This window comes from Dermabacter sp. p3-SID358, from assembly GCF_025147465.1.
Lineage (GTDB): Bacteria > Actinomycetota > Actinomycetes > Actinomycetales > Dermabacteraceae > Dermabacter.
In genome coordinates, this window is the sequence record NZ_JALXOZ010000002.1 from 20,276 (window position 1) to 45,907 (window position 25,632).

Genomic DNA, 25,632 nt, shown 5'->3' on the forward strand with positions numbered 1-25,632 from the left:
GGAGCGACGCGGAACGATGGCACACGCGCGTGGGTGGGCGCGCGAAGTCACCCGCGCATGCGAGTGCTACGGCAACTCTAGTACAGCGAACCTGATTCGCGCACGAAACTGAGGGGACGTGTGAGCGAGCCCGCGCCTCGTGCCACACCCCTCTACTTCTTCCACAAACCGCGGGGATGCCTTCCCAGCCGCGCTCGGTCGCGGTGAGCTTAAGCCATGCATATCTCCACCCGGCTCGGCGCCCGCATTCTCGTCATCTTCGCGCTTCTCATCGGCACAGGCTTTTTCACCCTCGCCCCCGCCCACGGCGAGGGCGATGAAAATCTCTCGCACGAGCGTCTCATCGCGATCGTGGACCACGCGCGCCGCGCGGTGCGCACTCTCGTCACACCCACCTCACCCACACCTCAGCCGGCTCATGATTCGAGCGGAAGCGAGGGCATATGGGCCTGGCCCTTAGGCCCGGAGCACGACGTTGTTCGCTTTTTCGAAGCGCCCGTGCACAGGTATGGGCCGGGCCACCGCGGCATCGATATCGCGGGAGGCACTTTCGAGGTGAGCGCGGTGGAGAGTGGCACTGTGACCTTCGCTGGGAAGGTTGCGGGCAAGCCCGTGGTGGCGATCCTTCACGGCAACGGACTCACCTCGACCTACGAGCCGGTTATCGCCTCGATCGCAAAGGGGGACGCGGTACATAAAGGACAGGCCATCGGCGTGATTGAGCAACTGTCGGAACACGCGCACTGTGACGCTGGCTGCGTGCACCTTGGGGCCAAGCGCGGCAAGGACTACCTCGACCCACTGCCGCTTCTCGAAGGCCAGGGGCCGAGCGTACTTCTCCCCCGACAATGAGCGCGCCCCCCTCTTCCCCCTCAGGTCGGATTGACGTAACTCTACGGCGGTAATGGCCCCATCACGCCCGGGGATGAGCCTGCTTCACGGCTTCCTTGAGACGTTCAGCAGAAACGTGCGTGTAGATCTGTGTCGTTTGGAGCGAGGAGTGTCCAAGCAGGTCCTGGACACTGCGCAGGTCAGCGCCGCCCTCCATGAGGTGGGTCGCGGCGCTGTGCCGCCACGTGTGCGGGGATATGTGCCCCTCGAGGCCCCCTTCACGCGCCGCGCGGTCGACCACGGTGCGCACGGCACGATCGTTGATACGGCCCCCGCGCGCGCCAAGAAAAAGCGCCTCGCGTTCATCGCGCACGAGGTCCCCTCTCGCGGCACGTTCCCACCGATCGATCGCTTCAAGTGCGGGAGCTCCGAGCGGCACGACCCTTTCTTTGTTGCCCTTGCCGATCACGCGCAGCGTGCGGTTCACACGATCCACGCTCGCGAGATCGAGCGCGCACAGTTCGGACACCCGCAGGCCAGAGGAATACAGCACCTCCAAAATGGCCGCGTCACGCACGCGAAGTGGGTCGGTTTGATGGTCTCCGTTCGGTCCGACGCTTTCCTCGCGCGAAACGCGTTCTGCCTCGTCGAGGATCCCGCGCGCCTGATCCGCACTGACCACGTGGGGCAGGGCGCGAGCCCGCTTCGGAGCGCGCAGGCGCCTGCCGGGGTCGAGCTCCACGAGTCCCGCATCGCACATCCAGGCAGTAAAGGTGCGAGCGGCTGCTGCGGCGCGTGCGAGAGTCGTGGGGCTGTGCCCGGCGTCAGCTCTTGCGGCAAGCCACGCACGAAGGTCGTGGATCGAGAGGTCGCGCGCGCCGTTCCACTCCCCCGAGCGCTCTTGGAAGGTGAACTCGAGAAGCGAAATCGCATCGGAAAGGTAGGCGCGGATGGTGTGCTCGCTGCGCGCACGCTCATAGCGGAGGTGCCGCTCGTAGCGTTCGAGAATCTTCTCGTCCCCCTCGGCAACGACAAGCGTGCGAGTACTGCGGGGTGAGCGCTTGTCCGTTCGTGAGGTCATGCCTCCAGTGTGGCACGCGGCGCCCGAGCGCACGGGACTTGCCTCGAGGGGTCATGCACAGACCGCGAGATCGCGCCACACCCGGGCTCCCGCTATGCTCGCCTTGAGTTCTCAAGAGGCTTTGAAAGGAGTCCGCATGAAAGTGGCGATCGTGGGTGCCGGGATTAGCGGGCTCGCTCTCGCCGCAGCTCTACATCGCGAGGGCCTTGATGTCACGGTATATGAAAAATCTCCTATGGTGCGCATCGGCGGGTCAGGGATTACGCTCGCACCCAATGCCCTGGCTGCGCTCGATTCCCTCGGAATCGGTGAGCCTTTTCGTGAACGTCAGCGCCAACAGGGACCGCTTCAAGGCGGACAGCGCAGTCCTCGGGGCACGTGGCTCATGCGTTTTCCTACTGAGGTCACCGCTCAGTCTCTCGTGATCGCCCGCGACGAACTCCACATGCTCCTTGCCTCTGCGTTACCTCGCGACCTCATTCGCACGGGAACACGCGTAGAGCGGGCCGCTCCGCGGACCGGCACCCTCACGCTCCTCGATCGTGAGGGCCACGTGCAAAGTGAAACCTTCGACCTCGTCGTGGGCGCCGACGGTCTCACAAGCGCCGTACGTCGAGCATGGCCCGAGGACCCGGGCACGCGGTATGCGGGATATGCCGCGTGGAGGGGCCTCACCGAAGCTCCCTTTGAGCTTGACGCTGTAGGCGCGGAAACGTGGGGAACGAGAGCACGCTTCGGGGTGGCGCCTCTCTACGACGGGCGCGTCTATTGGTTCGGCGTCCACACGACGCATGAACCCCGACGCGGGCACAACAACCTCGAGGAGTTGCATCGCCTTTTCGATCGCTGGCACTCCCCCATTCCCGAGGTCATCCACGCGAGCGGCGAAAACACGATTCAGTACCTCCCGATCGTCGAACTCGCCGCGGAGCTTTGTTCGTTCGCGCGTGGGCGCACCGTACTCATTGGCGATGCCGCGCACGCGATGACACCGAACCTTGGGCAGGGAGCGTGCCAAGGTCTCGAAGATGCCGCGACGTTGGCCGTGCTTTTGCGGAGCATCGTGAGCACGCCGCGTGCGGCACAGTCTCTCGAAACAGTACTCGTGAGGTACGACAGACTTCGCCGCGCTCGCGCAAGCGCCATTGCGCGCACCTCTCGCCGGATCGGCCGCGTCGCTCATATGGGCGGGCCCGCACTAGCCTCCCTCCGCAATGAACTCTTGCGCATCATGCCGGATCGGCTGCTCGCCGGTCAGGTCATGGCAACGACCAGATGGACCCCACCTACGACACACGCGTAGGTCTCTTGCTGACTCTTTCGCCTCAAGGCGAGCCTGCCGACGCTTCCCTTTAGTTTCGGCGCGCCCTCCCTCGTGAGACGTGCGCGAGCCCGAGAAGCTCGATGCGCGCGAGACTCGAGCGCACCTGTTCACGATCGAGAGCACACTGTGTGGCAAGCTCCCGCACCCCGATTGCAGAAAAACGCGGGATCCCGTCAAAGACGAGGCGGTCGAGAGGGCCGAGGAGCTCAACATCAAGCGGGAGGGCTCCCGTGCTCTCGGCAGGGCTTTCGAGGCCGACGGTTTCCACGCCTCCCGCCACTCCCGCAATCATCATCTCGATGTCCTCGACCCGCGAGATGAGCTGCGCTCCTCGCTCGGCAATGAGCCGGTGGCAGCCGCTGCTTTCCGACGAGGTTACGGGCCCGGGAACCGCACCCACGGGAAGGGAAAGGGCATCGGCGTGCGCAGCGGTGGAAAGCGCTCCAGAGCGCCACGCGGCCTCGACGACAATCGTCGCGTCGCTTGCCGCGGCGATGAGTCGATTACGCGAGAGAAAACGCCACCTGGTTGGCCGTGCCCCGATGGGCGCCTCGGAATAGAGCCCTCCTTCGCCGCGCACGCGCGCGAGAAGCCCGGCGTTTGCGCGGGGGTAATAGTCATCTAACCCGCCCGCAAGAAACGCGGCGGTTCCGCCGCCTCCCTCGTGCACACTACGGGCTTCGAGTGCTCCCGAGTGAGCGGCGGCGTCGATCCCCAGCGCACCGCCGGAGACCACTCGCACACCACGCTCCGCGAGCGCCGCTGCGAAATCCCGGGCAACGCTCGTGCCATAGCGAGTCGCGCCGCGCGCGCCCACGAGCGCAACGGCCTTCCCCTCACTCGGCGTGCGTCGACTACCCGCGTGCCACAGGGCAAAGGGCGCATTGATCCCTAGCGCAGAGAATCCCGCTGGCCATCCGGGCTCCCCCGGGCGCACAAGCTCGATGCCGCTGGACATCGATCGGTCAAGAACGTTGCGTGCCTCTTCGACCCGTTCGGTCCATGCCGCCTTGGCACGCTCGGCGGCATGACGCGCGTTTCGAATTCGCATTGATTCGTGCGCAGCCGTGACATGGAGCATCTCGGCTTCCGGATCGCACGCCGCTTCCTCGAGCACCGAGGCGATTTCGCGAATCGAGCCCTCGAGGGCAATGCTCAACGCTTCAATCGGTCCTCGCGCAAGCCACAGATACCGAGCGGCAGCATCGGTTGATTCGGCAAGAGCGCTCCAGGTGGCTCGCGCGTGCCGATCAGCCTCGGCTTCCACGCCGCTAGCGGGAACCGCGCACGGCTCCCAGAAGAAGCGAGGCGTCTGCTCTCCACGCCGCTCCCTTACGTGAGGGGTATTCATGAGGCATCCTCCCCGCGAAGCTCGAGTGCGGTCGCGACGTGTGTACTCGTGGGGCGAGGCACACCCTCAAGGTCGGCAAGGGTCCACGCGACGCGCCGTACGCGATCTCGCCCCCTCATCGTGAGGCGCCCCCGTTCAACAGCGCGTACCAAGATCGCCTCATCGCTTCGCTCAAGGGACATCTCCCTATCGAGGAATCTCCCGCTCATCTGGGCGTTCACGAAGTAGCCGGTGCCGTCGAGTCTTCGTTTTTGGGCCTCGCGAGCGGCACATACCCGCTCGCGGATCTCTTCACTCGACTCCTCTCGCGCTACACCGCCGAGCGAACGCACGGGAGGCAGCGAAATCCGCAAATCAATGCGGTCGACTATCGGGCCGGAAAGCCGCGCCATGTAGCGGCGCCGCTGAAGCGACGAGCAGCGACACCGATCACCGCGCGCATCGGCATTTCCGCACGGACACGGGTTCGCAGCAAGCACCAGCTGAAACGCGGCAGGGTAGGTCGCAACCCCGCGGGTGCGATGGAGGGAGACCTCCCCTGTTTCAAGGACCTCGCGCAAGGACTCGAGAACCTTCGGCGCGAATTCGGGAGCCTCATCGAAAAACAGCACTCCGCCGTGGGCGCGCGACACGGCGCCAGGACTCGCGAGATTACTCCCGCCGCCAATGATGGAAGCGACGCTCGACGTGTGATGAGGCGCGATGAATGGCGCCTCTCTCACGAGACCGCGAGTGGCATCGAATTCTCCCGCGATCGAGGATAGGGCGCTCAACTCAAGCGCTCGTTCTGGTGCGAGCGGTGGGAGAATGCTCGGAAGTCGCGAGGCGATCATGCTTTTGCCCGCACCGGGCGGGCCGAGGAGAAGCATGTGGTGTCCCCCAGCTGCGGCAATCTCCGCGGCCTCCCGGCCGAGTTTTTGGCCCTTGACATCGAGGAAATCCGGGCGTTCATGCGTGTCGCCTTCAGGTTCAGCTCTTTGCCCTGACTCCTCCATATCGCCGAGGCTTCCCACAGAGCACTCTGCTTTTCCGCCGAGACTGATGATCACCTCGCTCAGGTGTCGCGCCGAGCGTACTTCGATGTCCGGAACGAGCCGCGCTTCATCGGCGTTGGCCGCTGCCACCACAACCCTGCGCACTCCATTTTTCGCGGCAGCGAGCACGGCCGGAAGGACTCCCGGAACTGGCCTAAGGCTCCCGTCAAGCGCGAGCTCAGCCACGAAAAGAGTATTCTCGAGGACCCCCTGCGGAAACACGCCTTTTGCGGCAAGGGTCGCAACAGCGATGGGCAGATCAAACCCCGAACCGCTCTTTTTCATCCACGCGGGCGAGAGGTTCACGGTGACTTTCTTTTCACTGACGGGATGCCCCGCGTTGGCACAAGCGCTCTTCACGCGTTCTCGCGATTGAAGTGTTGACGAATCGGGAAGCCCCACAATCACGAACGCGGGAAGCCCGCGACTCATCTCGCATTCGACCTCGACAATTCGGCCTTCGAGACCCCAGAGGCTCATGCCGAGCACACGCGCGACGCTCACGCCCCGACCGCCTTGAGGTGCGTGACTTCGACGTGACCTCCAGGCATCACAAAGACACCGAAAGCGTCAAGCCGCACGGCTGAGTGACGGGGGCTGCGCTCGAGAAAGTACGCGCCGATCATTGTGCGGAGCTTGCGGATCTTGCGCGCATCGACCGCTCCCAGGGCCGACCCCATCACGAGGCTTCGCCTCGTTTTGACCTCGACAAATACGAGCGTGTCGCCATCGAGCGCGACGATATCGATTTCACCGTGGCGAGTACGGAAGTTTCGCTCAAGGATGTCGTAACCCGTTCGCGCGAGGATATCGGCGGCGATCTCCTCGCCGAGATCGCCTAATTTCTTTGTGGGGAGCGTGTCGGCACCGCGGGTGTCGACCTCTGTCGTGATCGTCATGACTCACACGATGCCGAATCTCCGCACCGATGTCAGGGGCCACACGGCGGATTGTGGAGGGCGCCCCCGCTGTGGAGCGCAAGACGCCGCCTAAAGGTCGAACGCGGGCTTTTCGAGCTCTTCGACGTTGACGTCTTTGAACGTGAGCACGCGAACGGAGCGCACGAACCTCGAGGTTCGGTGCACGTCCCACACCCAGGCATCTGCGAGGTGAAGTTCGTAAAACACTTCGCCTGCCGCGTGCTGAACCTGGACGTCCACTTGATTGGCGAGGTAGAGGCGGCGCTCAGTCTCAATGCGGTACGCGTATGTGCCCACGACGTCGCGGTACTCGCGATAGAGCTGGAGCTCCATGTCGGCCTCGTAGGCGTCGAGATCATGCACGTTCATGTTGCTCTCTCCCTCTCGTCCCAAGCTTTCATTCCCATGCGAAGGCGCGTGGCTTTCGCGAATCTCAAGATTACAGCGGCAGGTCGAGTGCTTGCTGCTCGGCAGGCACAAGGTTCCAGCTCGCGCGATGCTCAGCGTGGATCCCGAGCCGCACGATTGCCTCCCGATGAGCCTTGGAACCATAGCCCTTGTTGCCCGCCCACCCGTATCCGGGGACTTCGGCATCGAGCTCGATCATGTGCCGATCGCGCGCAACCTTGGCAAGGACGCTCGCGGCCGCAACAGAAGCGCACGTCTGATCGGCTTTGATGACAACCTCGAGAGGGCACCCGAGAGGCGCGGAGAGCCCGCGCGTCAGGTAGTCGAGGTTTCCGTCAAGAATGACACCGGCGAGCGGCACGTCGAGCGCATCGTAGGTAGCCTCGAGTGCGCGTACAGCCGCGAGAGTGAGGGCTCGTGAAATCCCGTGTTCGTCAATTTCCGTAGCGCGCGCGGTTCCGACGGCTGCCGGGCATCCCTCGCTTCCACACTGCGAAATCGGGCCGAGCGGAAACGAAATTGAACTGCCCTCACCCGCAAGTTCCGCAAAGAGGGCCTCGCGCCTCTTGGGGCTGAGGAGCTTGGAGTCTTTGAGCCCCGAGGGAAGCTCAGCAGGCGTCGGAACCGCACCTTCCCCACGCTCACACCGCAGGGCGAATGCTCCCACCGCAACCGGGCCGGCTAGCGCTCCGCGCCCCACCTCGTCGAGCCCGATAACCGCGCACGAGGAGGTATCGGGGTGCGATTCAAAGAACGCGGTAGCGAGGCGAAGTTCGCGCTCGACGGTCGCGCTGGGGCTCGGCATACGGCTCACGCGGCGAGCACGTGCTGTGGGAGGGCGCCGGGCCGAACCGCTCGGGCGCTTGCCGCTTTCTCGGCGTTGTTCACTTTCTCGAAAACCTTCTCACCGCCGTTGAGGGTGCTCCAGTGGTCGAGCGGAAGGAACAGCAAAATCGCCTTGCCCGTGACCTCCGATTCGTCAACAAAGGGATCCTCACCGCGCGCGTAGTGCTCTGACGAATCCGCGCTATTGAAGCGGTTGTCGCCCATCACCCACAATTTGCCCTGAGGAACCTTGACGTCGAACGAGACCTGGCACGCGCCATTGCCGGGGACGATATAGGTTTCGTCAAGCTCGACCCCATTGACGGTCATCGCGCCGCCGCGCTCCTTGCACACGATGTGGTCGCCTCCCACGCCGATGAGACGCTTCACGAGGTGGTTCTCGGTCGGGTCGGGTGCAAGGCCCACATAGCTGAGGGCCTTAGAAATCTGCTGCCCAGCCGTCAGCGGCCGATCAGCGTTTCCACCCACCCAATCGCCGGGATCCTGGAACACGATGATGTCGCCACGGTGGAGATCGAGAACGCCCGGGTGGAGCTTGGAGACGAGGATCTTATCCTCTTCCAGGAGGGTCGGGTGCATCGACGCAGAGGGAATAAAGAACGGCTGAACAAGGAAAGTCTTAATGAGCACTGCCACGAGGAGTGCGACAACGATGGTGATCGTCCAATCAAGGACGGAGGCGAGAACGCCGCTCCTCCGCCTACGAATCCTTCCGGGAGTGCGGGGCGCGGGGTCCTCGGAGGAATCGACGGCGCTAGGCGCGGTCGATAGTTTTCCCTCTTCGGGAGCCACGGGGGCGGAGTTCTCGAGCTCAGACATCTGCTTCAGTCTAGTGGGAGATATCGCGCCCATCGGTCAGGGGCCATACGACACGCGTCACGCGCCCCTGCGTGCGCGTCACGGGGACCATGCCACCGCCCGGATCGCCGAGGTGATCGCGTGAATCAGAGGAATTGTCGCGACTGTCGCCAAGAAGAAACATGTGCCCCTGTGGAATCGCGACATCAAAGTCCACCGCGCTCGCACGCGCGAGAGAACGTGGGAGATAGGGCTCATCGAGGGCATGACCGTTAACCTCGAGCTTGCCGTCATCCGTACAGCAGCGCACGCGGTCGCCACCTACACCGATCACACGCTTAACCCAGTAGCGGGACGAGCCACCGAAGTAGCCTTCACCATCAAAGACCACGACGGTACCGCGTTCGGCGGTACCCCGACTCGTGCGATCGACGAGAATGTACTCTCCTGCCTTCAACGTGGGCGCCATCGACCCACTCGGGACGTGGTAGGTCGTCATAACGAAGTGCCTCACGCCCAGCACTGCGACGAGTACAAGGCATAAAGACGCGGCGACCACCCACACGAGGGGCGATCGCCGCGTCTGAGATTGAGGCGACAACGCGCGAATCAGGAGTGCTCGCGCTTCTCGCGGATGCGTGCCTTCTTGCCAGTAAGGCCACGCAGGTAGTAGAGCTTTGCACGGCGAACCTCGCCGCGGCTCACGACCTCGATCTTGTCGATCGTCGGGGCGTGAACCGGGAACACACGCTCGACACCAACGCCGAACGAGACCTTGCGCACGCGGAAGGTTTCCTTGATGCCGCCACCCTTGCGGGCGATGACGTAGCCCTGGAACACCTGGATACGCGAGCGGTTACCTTCAACAACCTTGACGTGCACCTTGACGTTGTCGCCAGCACGGAAATCGGGAACGTCACTCTTGAGGTGAGCCGCATCGAGTTCATCGAACTTCTGCATGAGTTTTCTCCTGCCTCCCGCCCCGGGTCGGACGGCGAATGGTTTACCCCCTGGCGGCGAGCCAAGCCCGCCGAGGGCGTCTGTGAATCATTCAAGTGTGCCGGGCCTCTGGCCGCCATTCCAGTGGCGACGGATCTGCCCTGTTGCCCCATGTCGCAACCCCCCGAGGCAGGTCACGACGCAACACGCACGGTCATCCATTCTGCCACCGCTCTAAGCGGCACGCAATAAGATGACCTCGAAGACGTATGCGAGGTTGCTCGCACGAAAGGAGCCTCCCGTGAACGACAACGACGGCCCTACTCGCGCGCGCCGCACTGGATCGCACAGGGCTGTCACGAGCGACGGCCTCACTCATGCGGAGGCCAGGTCCTTTATCGAGCATTCGATGAAGGAGCATCTCTCGAACCTCATCTCGTTCGCTCTCGTCCTTCTTGCGCCGGCCGCGCTTTTTTGGGCTCTCGCCTTTCTCCCGTGGACCGGTGACGATCCGGCGCTCGCAACCATCGTGGGGCTCGCCGTCGCGCTCGCTCTCGTGATAGCGGGCCTTGTCGTGCACTTCGTTCCTCGCGGGCGCCGCCACGGCGTTCTCGAGGCAGTCGAAGAAGGTCATGTCGATTCCACACCCGAATCGGCGAAGGCTGCGAGGGCTCACCGCGCAAAATTCAAGGCCCTCAACCGCATTCTCCTCGGGCTTGGCGTGCTCGCCGTCATCGCGGCCGTTACGTGCGCGATTCACGCCTTCATGACCGGAGGCTTTGCTCCCCGAATCTTCCTCGATATCGGATGCGCATTCGGCTTCGCCGCACTCGCATTCACGGCCTTCTACTGGCCGTTCACGACGCGCCGCCTTGCACGGCATCTCGGGGAGATGAAGCACCCGGCAGATAAAACCGAAGAGAGCTAAGACGCCTCTACTCTCACCCCAGTGTTTCGCGCCCCTCGAGGAGATCGGGTCGCCGCTCGGCCGTGCGCTCGAGGGAGCGCTCGCGCCGCCACTTCTCGATACGCGCGTGGTGGCCGCTCAAAAGCACCTCGGGCACGTCACGCTGCACCCCGTCGGGTGAGGTCCAGCTCGCGGGCTTCGTGTAGAGCGGGTACTCGAGGAGCCCGCTCGTGTGGGATTCCTCAACGATCGATTCGGGGTTGCCAAGAACCCCCGGCACGAGCCTTACGATCGCCTCGGTCATCGCGAGCACCGCCACCTCGCCCCCGTTAAGCACGTAGTCGCCGAGCGAACTGAGCGTCACGCGCACGCCCTGATCGGCGAGGTATTCGTATACGCGCTCATCGATCCCCTCGTAGCGGCCGCACGCAAAGATGAGCCACGGCTCCGCGCTGCGCTCTTCCGCGGCGCGCTGCGTGAACGGTTCACCTGCAGGATTTGGGAAAATCACAAGCGGTGAGGTGAGGGCACCGTCGGACTCCCTCTCCCCCGAGCCGAGCACATCCGCGAAGGCTTCCGCCCACGGCTCGGGCTTCATGACCATGCCGGCACCGCCGCCCACGGGAGTGTCATCGACCGTGTTGTGGCGATCGTGCGTGTAATCGCGCAGGTTGTGCACGCGAAGGTCCACGAGCCCATCCTTGCGGGCCTTGCCGATGAGAGAAAGCTCGAGCGGGGCGAGATACTCGGGGAAGATCGTAATGACGTCGATGCGCACGCAGACCTAGCCTTCCGTCCCGTCGCGCTCGCTCAGCGCGTTTTCGGGATCGAAGAGCCCACCGGGCGGGTCCGCGAGAACAACCCCGTTCTCGAGATCGACTTCGGGCACGAGTTCTTCCACGAACGGGAGCATAACCTTGCGGGCATCGCTCGCACGCACGATGAGCAGATCCTGCGCCGGATAGTGATCGAGCCCGATCACGGTGCCGAGAACGCGACCATCATCCGTGCGCACCTCAAGCCCCTTGAGTTCCTCGGGATACCAGGCATCGGGGTCCTCCTCGAACTCCTCCTCGCGGTCGAGTTCGAGCGTGAGATCCGCGCCGCGAAGGCCTTCCGCAGCCGTGCGGCCTTGCACTTCGGCGAACTTCGCGTACCAACGCCCCTGCTGCACACGCGTCGAGGTGAGCGTGAGGCGCGCAGGCCCGCCTTCGGCACCCTCCACGTCGAACTCGGCGCCCCTCACGAGGCGCTCCTCGGGGATGTCGGTGCGCACGAGGAGCGACACCTCGCCCTTGAGGCCGTGGGCTTTACCGATCGTTCCCACGACGACGGTGACCGTTTCACTCACCGGCGAGCTCACCGCCCTCGGTTCCTTCAGGGTTCTCGCCGGGATCCTCCGCGGGGAGATCCACGGCGCCCTCGTAGCCCGCGGCCTCACAGGCCGCACCGAAGCCATCGAGCTTCTTGCGTGAACCGCTCGAATCGCGGTCGCCGTCGAGCACGGAAAGGAACGGTTTTTGCACCTCGATCAGGGCGTTCTTCACGCCCTCGTCATCAACGTTGTCAATCTCGTTTTGCAGGAGGTCGTTGAGGTTCTGCACCTTGGGAAGGTCGGATTTGGGAACGTGTTTCCCGTAAAAGCCCACGGCCTTGAAGGAATTCGAGGTGAACACGTTGCCGTTGCGGTATTCGGTGAAAAGCTGCGGTTTCGTCGCGAGCTCGGCGCACACGAGTTTCGCGGGCTTCTTCCCCTTCTCGCCGGCGCCGCTCGCCCAGGTGGCGTGGACCGACATCGGGGCACACGCCGAGGCGAGACCCTCGAGCGCTCCCTTGAAGGCTTCGGTATCGGCGTCCTTCCCCTTCGCGGATTCAGTTTCGATCCAGTCGGCGACCTTGCCGGCCGCACCCTTAACATCCTCGGTGGACTCGTCGAACGTTCCGCGCAGCTCCTCGGCGGCGCTCTGGAACAGGTACTCGTTCGTACCACCGATCTCGAGCGCGCTCGCCCCCATGCCGATCACCTGGAAGTAGGCGGGCGACACGTAATCGGGATCGCCAAAGAACTGGGTGCACGCGTACTCGGTCGCGGGGTCGACGTCAGGCTTCTTGGCCTCGACTTTCGTCACCTTCACGGTGCTTTCGCCCCCTGGCGTCTCAGCGCCCTTCGAACCAAAAGCGTCGCAGCCAGCGGCGCCGCATGCGAGAAGGACCGCCGCGCCAAAGGCAGCGAGCGGGCGGAGGTTGCGAGAGAACGTCATGAAATCCTCACTCACGGGTGTCAATAGGAAAAGCGGCAGCCGCGCCACACAGTAGCGTTGCTGCCGCCTCGAGGTGAACTTTCACCGTTAGCGCTTGTCGGTGTCCACGATGTCCACGCGAACGTCGTCGTCGCACAGCGCCGTGGTCACCGTGCGAAGCGCACGGGCCGTGCGCCCCGAACGCCCGATCACACGCCCGAGATCATCGGGGTGAACGCGCACTTCGAGAAGCGGCCCCCGACGGGTCGACTTCTCCTTGACGCGCACGTCATCGGGGTTGTCGACGATCCCACACACGAGGTGTGCAAGAGCTTCGGCGCGAGCGCTCATGCTCAGGCCTCTTCGGTGGTCTCTTCGGAAGTCTCGGCTTCGGCACCCTCAGCCGATTCCTCGGAGGACTCGGCGTTCTCGGCAGCCTCGGCGGCTTCCTTCTCCGCTGCGGCTTCGGCCTCAGCCTTTTCCTTGGCAGCCTTGACCTCTTCGCGCTTTTCCGCGGCGGCCTTATCGGCGGCGGCGATGCGCTCTTCGGCGCTCACCTTAGCTTCCTTGGTCTTGAGGGTACCTTCGGTGCCCTCTTCACCCTTGAACTTCGCCCACTCGCCAGTGACCTTGAGGATCGCGGCGACCTGGTCGCTCGTCTGCGCGCCCACGCCGAGCCAGTACTGCGCGCGCTCCGAGTCGATTTCCATGAACGAGGGCTGCTCGTTCGGGTTGTACTTGCCGATTTCTTCGATCACGGCGCCATCGCGCTTCTTGCGCGAGTCGACAACAACGATGCGGTAAACCGGTGCATGGACCTTACCCATGCGCTTTAGACGAATCTTGACGGCCACGAGGCTGTCTCTCCTTCTGCATAAGAATGGGTGAAAACCGCGCTGCCCGTGGGGTCAACATAAGCTGCGCGTTTCTCGGCTGGACGCGCCCGGCCGGGTAGAGGGCTCCGGAGCGGGCACATACAAGGGTCAATTATGCCCGAAAAGGCCCCTTTGGCGAAAGGCCGCAGGGTGTGCCACCGGGCACAGTTAAGGGTCCGACGGCTCCTTCACTCCTGTCGTTTTTGGCCCGAGAGCGGCGCGGAACAGTGATCAGAAATGCTAAGAGCGAGAAAACGATCGACGGCGAAGGCGGGGTACCCCTCGCCTTCGGCCCCTTCGCCACTCTCCCAGTCGCCGAGGCGCGCGAGCTCAAGGGAATCGCGGAAGGCGCGAAGTTTCCGATGCGTTTCGTGGGTGTCCCCGGCTTTCGCGAGCGTGCGGAACTCAGCAAGGGCTTTTTCGACGCTCGCGCGCTCATAGAGCTTTACTCGCCCACCACTCGCGCATGCCTGCGCCTTCTCCCACGAAAGCGGTCGATGCGCGGCAAGAAAGTCGTCCACGCCGATCACGAGTGCGTTCTGCTCGCTGAGCGGGTCGGCGCGCAGTTCGCGAACGATCGCTGCGAGGGCCTCGTCAACAGCGCCGGCATCGTAACCTTCGCGCATGATCCTCACGCTGGGAAACGACTCGGCATCGATGCGCTCAGCGAGGGCGAGGGACCGCTCCACATCCCCCTCGGTGAGCACGAGTTCCTCATCGAGAGTGTCGAGGAATCGATCGACAGCCTCGATGCAATATCGCGCACCCCGCCTCGAGGTCGGGAATCGGAGCCCCGAGGTCAGGGCGGGGAGGCTGCCGGTCGTGACGGTAGACATGCGCGCTACTTTCCGAGCATTTTGCGAAGTTCGGGCGGGAGCTGGTTCATGTCGAGGTTCGACAGGTCGGGGCTAGCGTCGGCCCCCTGTCCTGCGCCGCCAAAGGTACCACCGCCACCGAACGCTGCGCCCTTCTTCTGCGCCTGCTGCTCGGCCCACGCCTTCTCTTCCGCTGCGCGCTTCGCGGGGTTGCCCGAACGGGACTTCTTCTTATTCTTCTTCGGAGACTGCATGCGGCCGCGGGATTTCTTTCCGAAGCCCATGCCCGGCGCACCCATCGCGCCGCCGCCAGCCATGCCGCGACCTACCGAGCCCATCATCTTCTGCATCTGCTTGAACTGATCGAGAAGGCGATTCACTTCGGTCACGCTCGTGCCCGAGCCCTTGGCGATGCGTGCGCGCCGCGAGCCGTTGATCTCTTTCGGGTTCGCACGCTCGTACGGAGTCATCGACTGCACCATCGCCTCGATGCGCGTGATCATGGAATCGTCAAACTGATCGATCGCCTGCTTGTACTGGCGCATGTTCGGCATCATGCCGAGCATCTTCTTCATCGAGCCCATCGACTTAATCTGCTGGAGCATCGACATGAAGTCGTTGAGGTTGAAGTCCTCGCCTTGAGCGAGCTTCGAGGCAACCTTTTCGGCCTCTTCGCGGTCCATGCGCTTTTCGGCCTGCTCGATGAGGGTAAGCACGTCACCCATGTCGAGGATGCGGTTCGCCATGCGGTCGGGGTGGAAGCGCTCAAAATCGCCGAGCGCCTCACCCGTCGAGGCAAAGAGGATCGGGCGATCGGTAATACCCGTGACCGAAAGTGCCGCGCCGCCGCGCGCATCACCATCGAGTTTCGAGAGCACGACGCCCGTGAATCCCACGCCATCGCGGAACGCTTCGGCAACGCGCGCGGCATCCTGACCGATCATCGCGTCGACGACGAAGAGGGTGTTGTGAGGCTCCACGGCGTCGCGGATGTCGCGCGCCTGTTGCATCATTTCCTCGTCAACGCCGAGACGGCCCGCGGTATCGACAATCACGACGTCGTATTGTTCGCGCGCAGCGGTCGCGACACCGTCGAGTGCAACGACGACCGGATCGCCAACACCGTTGCCGGGCTCGGGAGCGAAGACCTTGACGCCCGCGCGTTCACCGACGATCTGGAGCTGATTGACGGCGTTCGGGCGCTGGAGATCCGAGGCAACGAGAAGCGGCGTGTGCCCCTCTTCCTTGAGGTGCCTCGCGAGCTTGCCTGCAAGGGTGGTTTTACCGGCACCCTGGAGGCCCGCAAGCATGATCACTGTCGGCGGATTCTTCGCGAACTGAAGCTGGCCGGTCGCTCCGCCGAGGACCTCGACGAGCTCAGCGTGGACGATCTTGACGACCTGCTGCGCTGGGTTCAGAGCCTTCGAGACTTCAGCACCGAGGGCTCGCTCGCGCACGCGCGAAGCAAATTGCCGAACGACGGGGACCGCGACGTCCGCATCGAGCAGTGTGCGGCGGATCTCGCGCACGGTCTTGTCAATATCAGCCTCGGTGAGGCGGCCCTGGCCACGCAGGCCTTTGAGGGTCTTGCTGATGCGGTCGGAAAGATTGTCAAACACGAAAAATTAGCCTCGGGAAAATTGGGGCGGCGAGCGAGGTGACGGCGCGCACCCGTGGGGGCGCACCTCGCGAGCCGGAGCGCACCCATTGTAACGGGGCGGGCGCCCTCCGGCTCGCGTAAAAGAGGTGAGTGTAACTACTCGAGAAGGGCGTCCACGAACCCGTAGGGATCGAATGGCGTGAGGTCATCCATGCCTTCACCTAGCCCTACGAGTTTCACGGGAACGCCGAGCTCCCGCTGAACGTTGACGACGATGCCGCCCTTCGCGGTGCCGTCCAGCTTCGTAAGCGCAATACCCGTCACGTTCACGGCCTCAGCAAATACCCGGGCTTGCTGCATGCCGTTTTGGCCGGTCGTTGCGTCGAGAACGAGGATGACCTCTTGGATTTCGGCGCCCTTGAGGGCCTTCGAGGCGACTCGGCGGATTTTGCCGAGCTCGTCCATGAGACCCTTCTTGTTTTGGAGGCGGCCTGCGGTGTCGATGACCACAACATCGACGCCTTGCTCGATTCCCGCCTGGACGGCATCGAAGGCAACCGAAGCGGGATCAGCGTTTTCACGCTCGCTGCGCACAGTCGTCACGCCCACGCGCTCGCCCCATGTTTGGAGCTGTTCGGCTGCCGCGGCGCGGAAGGTATCGGCGGCACCGAACAGCACCGTGCGCCCCTCGGCGATAAGCACGCGACCGAACTTCCCGGTCGTCGTGGTCTTACCGGTGCCGTTGACGCCGACCATCATGACGACGCTCGGCACTATCGATCCGTCAGGCGCCTCGATCGCGCTCGCCGCGAGGCGGCGGTCGAGATCGGGGTTGACGAGCTTCACGAGTTCTTCGCGCAGAATCTCGCGGATCGCGTCAGAGTCGTTCGTGTTGAGAACCTGCACCCGCTCGCGAAGCGCGTCCAAGAGTTCATCGGTCGCATCCGGGCCGAGATCGGCCATGAGGAGCGTTTCCTCGATCTCGTCCCACGTGTCCATGTCGATCTTGCCGCTCGTCAAAAGCGCGAGGATTCCCCGCCCAATCGATCCGGAGCGCTGAAGGCGCTCGCGAAGGCGCACCATGCGGTCGGCGGTCGGCTCAGGGGTCTCGACGGCGGTTTGAGGCTCGGCCTCGGGCTCGGGGACCTCGACCGATTCGACTTGCTCGGCGGGAGCTTCGGGCTCGATGCCGGCCGGCTCGGCCGGCTCAGCGGGTGCGGCAGTCTCGGCAGCTTCACCAGGCTCGACATGGCCCGCGGCCTCTGCTGGCTCAGCGGGAGCGGCCGGAACACCAGATTCGGAAGATTCACCGGGCGCAGCAGGCTCGGCAGTGGCGACATCAGCCGCTTCACCCGTGTCCGACGCTTGCGAGCCCGCCTCGCGTGCGCCTTCTTCCACGACGCGCGCGTGGGAGCCGTCGGAAGCTTCCCCTTCTTCGCCCTCCTTCTCGCGTGAAGGTTTCTTGGCGGGGGCCGAAAGAGTGTCGCTCCACGTGGGGGCGGCCGGGCGTTCCGGCTTCGACGGCTTCTTTTCGTCGCCTTTGGCGCCCTTGTCGGGTGTGTCCTTCGGGGCGTCCTTATCGGCATCGCTGCCCGACGGCCGCGTGAGCGCCCACAGCCCCGCCGCGATGACAGCGACACCGCCACCGCTCGCGACGAGGGTCAAAATTAGTTCGTTTAAGTCCACTGGCCCTCCCTTAAACACTTGCGCGCGAGAAAGCGCGCAGAAAAGACTTCCTCGTTATTGTATGAAAACGGCCCGCGCGGGCGCGGGCACGGAAAAGATGTGTGGGTTTGGCTCGAGCGCTTCAGGATGCGAGGCGAAGCGGTTCTCGATCGCCCTCACCGTCACGCGAGCTTTCGCGGCTCGTGTGCGGCTCGGGGGCGGTGCGGCCTGCGCTCTCGCCAAGAGGCCAGGCCTGCACGGGGACGCTCGCGCGCATCGACGCCGAGGGGGTGCGGCTCACGGCCTTCGAGGAACCCTTGGTGCGTACGGGCGCATCGCTCGACTTCTTCTGCGCCATCACGACGACGGCAATGAGGCCCGAGGCCAGGGCGACGGCCACGAGCATGAAGAGAATGACAGGTTCCATACCCAATATTTTGCCTCATCTTTACTTACAAGATCGCCAATTCTGCCCGCGAGTCCCAAAAAGGCGTGTGTTTTTCGCTATAGCGACACCCGAGCGAAAGGCTCGAGTGCGACGCGCGATTCACACCGCGAGCTCAGGGAACCAAATCTCGATCTCACGCGCGGCTGATTCGGGAGAATCGGAACCGTGGATAAGGTTCTCGATCACGGGCTTATCCCACGCGCGACCGAAGTCGCCGCGAATTGTGCCGGGCGCTGCCTCGGTTGGCTTCGTGGCGCCCATGAGGGTGCGCATCCCCGCGATGCACTCGTCTCCCGCAACGACAATCGCGACGAGCGGCCCCGAGCTCATAAATTCGAGCATGGGCGGGAAAAACGGCTTGCCTTCGTGCTCCGCATAGTGGGCCGTGAGCTCATCGTGGCTCGCGTTGCGCTGATCAAGCGCGAGGATGTCATAACCCTTTTGCTCGATACGGCGGATGATCTCGCCACGTAGCTGGCGCTTCACGGCATCGGGCTTGAGAAGAATGAGAGTGCGTTCTTGTGTCATGCACCTCACCCTAGCGTGCGGAGGCGTCGTCTCCCAGAACTCGGCGATCGATCGCGTCCTTCTCGCGATCGAGCTGGCGGCCCTTAACCACGCCTAGCCAGTACAGCACCGCGAAGAATGCCCCCACAACGTACATGACTGGAACGAAGAGACCGAACAGCACTAGCGGTACTTGAAGCGCGAGACCGAACCAATACGGCCATGCCTTGCCCTTCGAGAGGAGGCGCACCGCGAGGATAAAGACGACGAGAAGAGCGAGGGAGAGGATCCAGCTCGCGAGGCGTGTCTCAGGCGCGAGTCCATGGGCGACGAGACCGCCGAACAGCGCAACGAAAGCTTCACAGCCGAGGGTTGTCGCGCACAGCATTCGTTGCGCGCCAGATTTGCGAGTCGAGGGGGTGATGTCCACGGCTTTCACTCCCCTGCCCGGCCCAGAAGCTGGCGCACTTCAGCCGCGAGCGTGATCGAGCCGGTCGCCACGACACCCGAGAAGTCATCCCCGCCCTGCTCGGCGGCATCCACCGCGGCCTGGATCGCATCTGGCAAGCTCGCGCATTCGATCACGCGGTCCTCGTCTCCGAAAATGTCGCGGGCTTCCATCGCGAGAAGATCCGTGGGGATTGCGCGCGGCGAGATGCTCTCGGTAATCACGACGATGTCGAAAAGAGGCTCGAGGATCGCGAGAATCTCGCTCGCGTCTTTCTCCTTGAGGATCCCTACGATGCCAACCGTGCGTGTGAAGCGGAAGCTTTCGCGCACGGTCTCGACGAGAACCTCGGCACCCGCGGGGTTGTGAGCGGCGTCGACGAGAATCGTGGGGGCCTGACGCACGACCTCGGCGCGGCCGGGGGATGTCACGCGCTCGAGACCCGCGCGCACAAGCTCGCCATCGAGCGGAGAATCACCGCCCGTGAGAATTGCCTCCGCCGCGGCGATAGCGAGGAGCGCATTGTGCGCCTGGTGCGCACCGAGCAACGGAACGAAGATTTCCTCGTAGCGCGCGGCGATCGACTGCACGGCGATCATTTGCCCGCCAACAGCGGGCACGCGATCGAGTACGCCGATCTGCTCGCCCTCAATCGCGGCGGTCACGCCGAGTTCGGCGCATCGGTTCTTGAGCTCGTCGAGTGCACCGGGAAACTGCTGCGCCGCGATGACGGCGAGTGCCCCCTCCTTGAGAATCCCGGCCTTCTCCCCAGCGATCTCTTCAATCGTGTCGCCGAGGTAGTCCTGGTGGTCGAATGCGATGGGGGTGATGACGGTGACGTCCGGTTCGATGACGTTGGTGGCGTCCCACCTGCCGCCAAGGCCAACTTCGACGATGGCGACGTCGACCGGGGCGCTCGCGAAGGCCTGGAACTGCATTGCCGTGAGGTACTCGAACATGCTGATCCGCACGCCCGTCTGTGCGAACTCGCGATCGACGGCCTCGGCGAACGGAAGCACATCCTCGTAGGCCTGCACGAACGCTTCCTCACTGATCGGTGCGCCATCGAGCGCGATCCGTTCGGTTGGGCTGTGCATGTGCGGGCTCGTGAGGCGACCCGTGCGTAGGCCAGCCTCGATCAGCAGTGCTTCGGCGATACGCGCCGTGGAGGTCTTGCCGTTCGTGCCCGCAATGTGGAGGGTTCGATAGGCGCGTTCTGGGTGTCCCATGAGGTCGAGGAGGCGCATCATGCGCGTGAGGCTCGGTTCGATCTCGTTTTCGGGCGCGCGCGATTGCAGTTCCGCCCACGACTTCGTGAATGCCTCACTGTGCTCGATGCCGCTCGGCCGTGCCATGTGCCGCCTCACTTCTCCCTTTGCGCCGGTGGTTCGTGGCCTTCAGTGTAGTGGGCCTGCCTTCCACGCGAGCGTGTGATGCATGTGGAGGGCCCGGCTCGTGCTCCACACCTCATGCCGATCCCCGGGTCGGGTTTTCGGGGGCTTCGCTTTCCGACGCTTGTTTACGCTCGGGTGAAAAGACACAGCGGCACCCGTTGCCGCTCTGCAGGGGAATGCATTAAGGGGTACGGCGTGGGCGATTTTTGGGGGATGGACACCGAGCAGGCACGCGGTGCCGCCCGCACACTGGATGAACTTGCGGGGCGCCTGAATACCGAAACGACGCTCGTGCTAGAGGAGACACGCGCGGTCGCGTGGGAAGGTGCCGATGCGCAAGAGTTTCGCGCACACGTCACGAGTATTCTCTCGCCCCAAGTTCACTCTGCACTCGTGCATCTCTATGGACTCGCCCACGCACTCGAGAAAAACGCACTCGAGCAGGATGCTGCTTCGCACTCGGGCGGAATCTTCGGCACCGGTGGCGGTGGGATCTCCGCGTTTTCTCTCCCAAACTCTCGCTCGATTGAGGCGCTCGGTTCCATCGCTCTTACCGGCTACGCTGCCCTCACGCACGACCTTCTCGGTCTCGGGCCGCGTCTCGTGCGAGGAGTTGGCGCCGCGAATGCGCACACGTTCAACCACGACGTTGGCAATGCCGCTGACGAGGCGATGGGTTTCTTGACCAACGTCGGCAAGGGATTGTTTCTCGATCCTCGCTTCGCGGTGACCCCCACGACGCAGCCGAGCACGATCGTAGGGATCACCTCTTACCGGGATTCGCATCCGCCGCAGGAACTCTCGGACCTCCTCGCTTTCACCGAAGAGGCTCGCCACGCCTTCGGTGGGGGTGAGGACCGCGAAAACTACCGCGTACAGCACTTTCGCACCGCCGCGGGCGAGGACACCTATGCCCTGTACATGCCTCCCACCCAGATCGAGATGACAAAGGAAAAAGCATGGAACGGAACGTCGGGGAACTCGCGCGACTGGGCCTCCAACGTGGGGATCATGACGGGCATGGAAGTGACGACCATGAAGAACGCGCGCGCCGCGCTCGAAGCGGCGAACGTTCCGAAGGGCGCAAACGTCATGCTCATCGGCCACTCGCAGGGAGGCCTCGCGGCGGCCTCGCTCGCTTCGAGGCACGATTTCAACGGCAAAGACGGCTACAACGTCACAAATGTCATCACTTACGGCTCCCCCGTCGATGCGTTTACACCCGCGCATTCCAACACCAAGGTTGTCGCCATCGGGCACAAACAGGGCCTTCGCCCCTACGCGGAAACCGTCCTCGGCGGGCCCTCGCGCGCAGGTGTTTCCTTCACGGTCGACCCCGTTCCCCTGTTAGACCTCAACGGTCTTGACGCCCCTCATTCACCGCAGGTCACCAATATTGACCTCGCCCCCGCGAATGACCACAACGCGGGTTTCAACACGGGAATCTCCTTCTTCCAACCGGGGCAGGCACCAGTCGACCTGAAGTTCAACGGCTACGATCTCGCAGCCGCTCATGACTCGATGAGGCGACTCCCGGACGGCTCAATCGACCCGCACTATGGCTACTACCCCACACTTCTCACTCAGCAGGGGATCAATCCTGAGCTTCTTGCGGCAAAAGGCGACATCGACGGCCTCTACATGGGCGAGGGACTCACGCTTGTGGAAGATACGAACGTGCAGTTCGAGCGCACGCCCGAGACATCGGATGCCCTCGCTGAATCAACGAGCGCAAACACAGGCGGGTACCCCGAGGATTCGAAGTACCCGCCGCCGTGGAAATGGGAGGACTACCGCTAAGCGCGCTTCACCTGCACCGTGACCCTCGCACCGGTCACCTTTTCCGTCGTCTCGAAGTCCGCATCCGCAAGCGCGCCCTCACCGTAAGCGAGGCTCGTCGCGAGAACCTCGTGGGCAACGAGCTCTTCAAACGCGCGGACAGCCTCGAGAACGCTCTCGGATCCGGCAACACCGAGGGCGATGCGATCTGAAACATCGAAGCCCGCCTCGCGGCGTGCCGATTGCACGACGCGTACGACATCGCGCGCGAGGCCCTCGGCCTCGAGCTCGGAACTCACGCGTGTATCGAGCACGATGAAATCGCCTCCGCGGAGCACGCCGATCGCGCGCCCCTCCGTATCGGAGCTCTCACCCGCGACGAGGTCGAGTGTGTACTCTCCCTCGACGAGTTCGAGGCCACCCGAGGTGACGGTGCCGTCGTCGGCGAGGCTCCAATCGCCACTCTTTGCGCCCTTGATCGCGCGCTGCACATCCTTGCCGAGGCGCGGGCCAGCGGCGCGCGCGTTCACGCTCAGGCGCTGCTCGACGCCCATCTTTCCGGCCTCCTCGCTCGCCACATCGAGCAGGCGCACGGCCTTGACGTTGAGCTCATCACGGATGATGTCCGTGAACGGCTCGAGACGCGCGGCATCTGACGCCACGACGGTGAGCTCCGCGAGCGGAAGGCGGGCACGAAGGCCTTCCTTCTTGCGCAGCGCGTTGCCCTGCGACGCCACCTGGCGCACGGTATCCATCTCCTCGACGAGTGCGTCGTCGACGGGGAACAGGGAGGCGTCGGGCCAATCGGTGAGGTGTACGCTGCGCTCGCCCGTGAGCTCGCGATAGATTTCCTCGGTCACGAGCGGAAGCAGCGGCGCGGCTACGCGCACGAGGGTCTCGAGGCACGTGCGCAGCGTGTCGATCGCCGCCTCGTCACCCTCCCAGAAGCGCTCGCGCGAGCGGCGAACGTACCAGTTCGTGAGCATGTCGAGGTACTGCGCGATCGCTTCGCCGGCATCGGCGACCCTGAGCTCGTCGAGGCAGTTTTGCGCCTCGCGCACGAGCTGGCCCGTGCGGGCGAGGAGGTAGCGATCCATGACGTCCGTCGAGTCATAGCGGGCCTTGGCCTCATAGCCGCTGGGGCGACCGTCGGAATCCTTCTCGCCCGCCGCGTTCGCGTACAGGGCGAGGAAGTACCACGTGTTCCACAGCGGAAGGACGGCGGTGCGCACGGCGTCGCGGATGTTGTTCTCTGCGACGATGAGGTTGCCGCCGCGCAGGATCGGGGAGGTCATGAGGAACCAGCGCATCGCGTCAGCGCCGTACGCCTCGTACATCTCGCGCACATCCGGGTAATTCCTGAGCGACTTCGACATCTTGTTGCCGTCATCGCCAAGGACGATGCCGTGGCAAATGACATTCTTGAACGCGGGGCGATCGAAAAGGGCGGTCGCGAGCACGTGCATGACGTAGAACCAGCCGCGGGTCTGGCCGATGTACTCGACGATGAAGTCGGCGGGGTTGTGCGAGTCGAACCATTCCTGGTTCTCGAACGGGTAGTGGACCTGCGCAAACGGCATCGAACCGGAATCGAACCACACGTCGAAGATGTCCTCGATGCGGCGCATGGTCGACTTGCCCGTCGGGTCATCGGGGTTCGGGCGCGTGAGGTCATCGATGTACGGGCGGTGAAGATTGACCTCGCCATTCTCGTCGCGGGGAAGCTCACCAAAGGCTTCCTCAAGCTCTGCGAGCGAGCCGTACACCTCGATGCGCGGGTAATTCGGGTCATCACTCTTCCACACGGGGATCGGCGTGCCCCAGTAGCGGTTGCGGGAGATCGCCCAATCTCGTGCGCCCTCGAGCCACTTTCCGAACTGGCCGTTCTTGACATTGCCGGGGACCCAGTTGATCTCCTCATTGAGCTCGAGCATGCGCTCGCGCTGATCGGCAACCTTCACAAACCACGAACCCACAGCCTTGTAGATGAGGGGGTTGCGGCATCGCCAGCAGTGCGGATAGCTGTGCACGTAGCTCTTCTCCTGGAAGAGTCGACCGTCGCCCTGGAGGAGGCGGATGATCGGGCGATTTGCCTCGAAGACTTGAACGCCCACGATCGAATCGAGCGCGGTTCCGCGGAATGTCTCGAGGAACTTTGCGCCCTCGTCGACGCTCACGACAACCGGGATGCCGTACTCGGCGTTGATCTTCTGGTCGTCTTCACCGTAGGCAGTTGCCTGGTGCACGACACCCGTGCCGTCGCTCGTCGACACGTAGTCGGCAACCGTGATGATCCACGCGTTCTCGAGCCCCCACTTTTCGCGATCCTTCGCGTACACGTCCCACAGGGGTGTGTACTCGACGTATTCGAGCTCGGACCCCTTGTAGGTACGATCGCCAAGGGCCGCGGATACGTCGTCGGCGCTCTCGTAGCCGAGCTCCTTTGCGAACGCTCCAGCGAGGTCCTTCGCGAGAAGGTAGGTTGCGCCGCCCGCAGGGGTGCCGTCGGAACTGCCGTTCGGACCTGCCGGAACCGTCACGTACTCGACCTCCGGGCCCACCGCGAGCGAGAAGTTCGTGGGCAGGGTCCACGGGGTCGTCGTCCACGCGAGCGCCGTGACGCCATCGAGGCCTAGCTCTTTCGCCTTATCGCCGGCGAGCGGGAACGTCACGACAACCGAGGCGTCCTGGCGGTCCTTGTACACGTCATCGTCCATGCGCAGCTCGTGGCTGCTGAGCGGGGTCTGATCAACCCAGCAATACGGGAGAACCTTGTAGCCCTCGTACGCACGGTCCTTGTCGTAAAGCTGCTTGAACGCCCACAGAACCGACTCCATGAACGTCACGTCGAGAGTCTTGTAGTCGTTGTCGAAGTCGACCCATCGCGCCTGGCGCGTCACGTAGTCGATCCACTCGTTCGCGTAGGTGAGAACCGAGCCGCGCGCCGCGTTGTTGAACGCCTTGACACCCATCTCTTCGATCTCGCGCTTTTCGGTGAGACCCAGCTCCTCCATCGCGGCGAGCTCGGCAGGCAGGCCGTGCGTATCCCAGCCGAAGCGGCGCTCCACAAGGTTGCCTCGCATCGTGCGGTAGCGCGGAACGACGTCCTTCGCGTACCCGGTAAGGAGGTGGCCGTAGTGCGGCAAGCCGTTCGCGAACGGCGGGCCGTCGTAAAACACGAACTCCTCGGCGCCCTCGCGGCGGCGAATGGACTCGGCGAACGTGTCGTCTTCCTTCCAGAAGGCGAGCACCTCTTCCTCGAGCTTCGGAAGGTTTGGCGAACTCGTGAGGCTCTTACCGTTCTTGGGGTATGCCATGCGCGCTCCTCAGGATTGTGCGTGACCCTGGGCCACGACCTAACTGTTTGGTCTTTGGGCCCGAGGGCGCTCGAGGGCGCGGTACCACCTCGGTTAGCGCTCAGC

Annotated in this window: 26 protein-coding genes; 4 read left to right on the top strand and 22 right to left on the bottom strand. The window is 63.9% G+C overall.

The features are described from left to right. Positions 1–216 precede the first annotated feature (216 nt). Positions 217–852, top strand: coding sequence for a M23 family metallopeptidase (locus M3B90_RS01525; RefSeq protein WP_259888299.1), 636 nt, complete (start codon positions 217–219; stop codon positions 850–852). A 61-nt stretch (positions 853–913) separates the two neighbouring features. Here M3B90_RS01525 and M3B90_RS01530 read toward each other — a convergent pair whose 3' ends face one another. After that, positions 914–1,912, bottom strand: coding sequence for a tyrosine recombinase XerC (locus M3B90_RS01530; protein WP_259888300.1), 999 nt, complete (start codon positions 1,910–1,912; stop codon positions 914–916). A 136-nt stretch (positions 1,913–2,048) separates the two neighbouring features. Between M3B90_RS01530 and M3B90_RS01535 the strand changes: the two genes are divergently transcribed. Then, the gene (locus tag M3B90_RS01535; RefSeq protein WP_259888301.1) at positions 2,049–3,215 is read left to right on the top strand and encodes an FAD-dependent oxidoreductase; all 1,167 of its coding nucleotides are present in this window, start codon (positions 2,049–2,051) and stop codon (positions 3,213–3,215) included. A 49-nt stretch (positions 3,216–3,264) separates the two neighbouring features. Here the strand turns inward: M3B90_RS01535 and M3B90_RS01540 are convergent, their stop codons facing one another. The 8 genes from M3B90_RS01540 to rplS all read right to left on the bottom strand — a co-directional run bounded on the left by M3B90_RS01540 (position 3,265) and on the right by rplS (position 9,553). Continuing rightward, on the bottom strand, positions 3,265–4,587 hold the full coding sequence (locus M3B90_RS01540; RefSeq protein ID WP_259888302.1) for a DNA-processing protein DprA: 1,323 nt from the start codon (positions 4,585–4,587) through the stop codon (positions 3,265–3,267). Beyond that, the gene (locus tag M3B90_RS01545) at positions 4,584–6,125 is read right to left on the bottom strand and encodes a YifB family Mg chelatase-like AAA ATPase (RefSeq protein ID WP_259888303.1); all 1,542 of its coding nucleotides are present in this window, start codon (positions 6,123–6,125) and stop codon (positions 4,584–4,586) included. The genes M3B90_RS01540 and M3B90_RS01545 overlap by 4 nt, the downstream gene beginning before the upstream one ends. After that, positions 6,122–6,520: a YraN family protein gene (locus M3B90_RS01550; RefSeq protein WP_259888304.1), complete on the bottom strand. Its 399-nt coding sequence runs from the start codon at positions 6,518–6,520 to the stop codon at positions 6,122–6,124. The genes M3B90_RS01545 and M3B90_RS01550 overlap by 4 nt, the downstream gene beginning before the upstream one ends. Before the next feature lie 90 nt (positions 6,521–6,610). After that, positions 6,611–6,910 (bottom strand): DUF2469 domain-containing protein, encoded by a 300-nt coding sequence (locus tag M3B90_RS01555; protein WP_259888305.1) that lies wholly within the window; start codon positions 6,908–6,910, stop codon positions 6,611–6,613. A gap of 70 nt (positions 6,911–6,980) precedes the next feature. Beyond that, positions 6,981–7,754 (bottom strand): ribonuclease HII, encoded by a 774-nt coding sequence (locus tag M3B90_RS01560; RefSeq protein WP_259888306.1) that lies wholly within the window; start codon positions 7,752–7,754, stop codon positions 6,981–6,983. A 5-nt stretch (positions 7,755–7,759) separates the two neighbouring features. After that, positions 7,760–8,614, bottom strand: coding sequence for a signal peptidase I (lepB, locus tag M3B90_RS01565; protein WP_259888307.1), 855 nt, complete (start codon positions 8,612–8,614; stop codon positions 7,760–7,762). 10 nt (positions 8,615–8,624) lie between these two features. Then, positions 8,625–9,158: a signal peptidase I gene (gene lepB / locus M3B90_RS01570; protein ID WP_259888418.1), complete on the bottom strand. Its 534-nt coding sequence runs from the start codon at positions 9,156–9,158 to the stop codon at positions 8,625–8,627. Between the two features lie 44 nt (positions 9,159–9,202). After that, the gene (rplS, locus tag M3B90_RS01575; RefSeq protein ID WP_259888308.1) at positions 9,203–9,553 is read right to left on the bottom strand and encodes a 50S ribosomal protein L19; all 351 of its coding nucleotides are present in this window, start codon (positions 9,551–9,553) and stop codon (positions 9,203–9,205) included. A gap of 280 nt (positions 9,554–9,833) precedes the next feature. Between rplS and M3B90_RS01580 the strand changes: the two genes are divergently transcribed. Continuing rightward, positions 9,834–10,460, top strand: a complete 627-nt coding sequence (locus M3B90_RS01580; RefSeq protein WP_259888309.1) for a hypothetical protein — start codon at positions 9,834–9,836, stop codon at positions 10,458–10,460. A 13-nt stretch (positions 10,461–10,473) separates the two neighbouring features. On the opposite strand, the gene trmD is transcribed toward M3B90_RS01580, so the two are convergent. The 12 genes from trmD to M3B90_RS01640 all read right to left on the bottom strand — a co-directional run bounded on the left by trmD (position 10,474) and on the right by M3B90_RS01640 (position 20,392). Continuing rightward, positions 10,474–11,217, bottom strand: coding sequence for a tRNA (guanosine(37)-N1)-methyltransferase TrmD (gene trmD, locus M3B90_RS01585; protein WP_259888310.1), 744 nt, complete (start codon positions 11,215–11,217; stop codon positions 10,474–10,476). Between the two features lie 6 nt (positions 11,218–11,223). Then, entirely contained in the window at positions 11,224–11,802 is a 579-nt protein-coding gene (gene rimM, locus M3B90_RS01590) for a ribosome maturation factor RimM (RefSeq protein ID WP_259888311.1), read from the bottom strand. After that, on the bottom strand, positions 11,783–12,715 hold the full coding sequence (locus tag M3B90_RS01595) for a hypothetical protein (RefSeq protein WP_259888312.1): 933 nt from the start codon (positions 12,713–12,715) through the stop codon (positions 11,783–11,785). Before M3B90_RS01595 ends, rimM begins: the two co-directional genes overlap by 20 nt. A 72-nt stretch (positions 12,716–12,787) precedes the next feature. Next, positions 12,788–13,030: an RNA-binding protein gene (locus tag M3B90_RS01600; protein ID WP_259888313.1), complete on the bottom strand. Its 243-nt coding sequence runs from the start codon at positions 13,028–13,030 to the stop codon at positions 12,788–12,790. Positions 13,031–13,032: 2 nt separating this feature from the next. After that, the gene (gene rpsP, locus M3B90_RS01605) at positions 13,033–13,533 is read right to left on the bottom strand and encodes a 30S ribosomal protein S16 (protein ID WP_259888314.1); all 501 of its coding nucleotides are present in this window, start codon (positions 13,531–13,533) and stop codon (positions 13,033–13,035) included. Between the two features lie 209 nt (positions 13,534–13,742). Further along, on the bottom strand, positions 13,743–14,390 hold the full coding sequence (locus tag M3B90_RS01610) for a hypothetical protein (RefSeq protein WP_259888315.1): 648 nt from the start codon (positions 14,388–14,390) through the stop codon (positions 13,743–13,745). 5 nt (positions 14,391–14,395) lie between these two features. Beyond that, positions 14,396–15,988 carry a signal recognition particle protein gene (gene ffh / locus M3B90_RS01615; RefSeq protein ID WP_259888316.1) on the bottom strand — a complete coding sequence of 531 codons (1,593 nt, stop codon included), beginning with the start codon at positions 15,986–15,988 and terminating at the stop codon, positions 14,396–14,398. A 137-nt stretch (positions 15,989–16,125) separates the two neighbouring features. Then, on the bottom strand, positions 16,126–17,655 hold the full coding sequence (gene ftsY / locus M3B90_RS01620) for a signal recognition particle-docking protein FtsY (protein ID WP_259888317.1): 1,530 nt from the start codon (positions 17,653–17,655) through the stop codon (positions 16,126–16,128). Between the two features lie 121 nt (positions 17,656–17,776). Further along, positions 17,777–18,061: a hypothetical protein gene (locus M3B90_RS01625; RefSeq protein ID WP_259888318.1), complete on the bottom strand. Its 285-nt coding sequence runs from the start codon at positions 18,059–18,061 to the stop codon at positions 17,777–17,779. A 120-nt stretch (positions 18,062–18,181) separates the two neighbouring features. Then, a complete protein-coding gene (ndk, locus tag M3B90_RS01630) occupies positions 18,182–18,610 on the bottom strand; it encodes a nucleoside-diphosphate kinase (RefSeq protein ID WP_259888319.1) in 429 nt (142 codons plus the stop codon). A 10-nt stretch (positions 18,611–18,620) separates the two neighbouring features. After that, positions 18,621–19,019 carry a DUF4233 domain-containing protein gene (locus M3B90_RS01635; protein WP_259888320.1) on the bottom strand — a complete coding sequence of 133 codons (399 nt, stop codon included), beginning with the start codon at positions 19,017–19,019 and terminating at the stop codon, positions 18,621–18,623. Positions 19,020–19,024: 5 nt separating this feature from the next. Then, on the bottom strand, positions 19,025–20,392 hold the full coding sequence (locus tag M3B90_RS01640; protein WP_259888321.1) for a folylpolyglutamate synthase/dihydrofolate synthase family protein: 1,368 nt from the start codon (positions 20,390–20,392) through the stop codon (positions 19,025–19,027). A gap of 234 nt (positions 20,393–20,626) precedes the next feature. On the opposite strand from M3B90_RS01640, the gene M3B90_RS01645 reads away from it, so the two are divergent. Next, positions 20,627–22,231 carry a hypothetical protein gene (locus M3B90_RS01645; RefSeq protein ID WP_259888322.1) on the top strand — a complete coding sequence of 535 codons (1,605 nt, stop codon included), beginning with the start codon at positions 20,627–20,629 and terminating at the stop codon, positions 22,229–22,231. Here M3B90_RS01645 and ileS read toward each other — a convergent pair. Beyond that, positions 22,228–25,527: an isoleucine--tRNA ligase gene (gene ileS / locus M3B90_RS01650; RefSeq protein WP_259888323.1), complete on the bottom strand. Its 3,300-nt coding sequence runs from the start codon at positions 25,525–25,527 to the stop codon at positions 22,228–22,230. The genes M3B90_RS01645 and ileS overlap by 4 nt on opposite strands. Between the last annotated feature and the right edge of the window lie 105 nt (positions 25,528–25,632).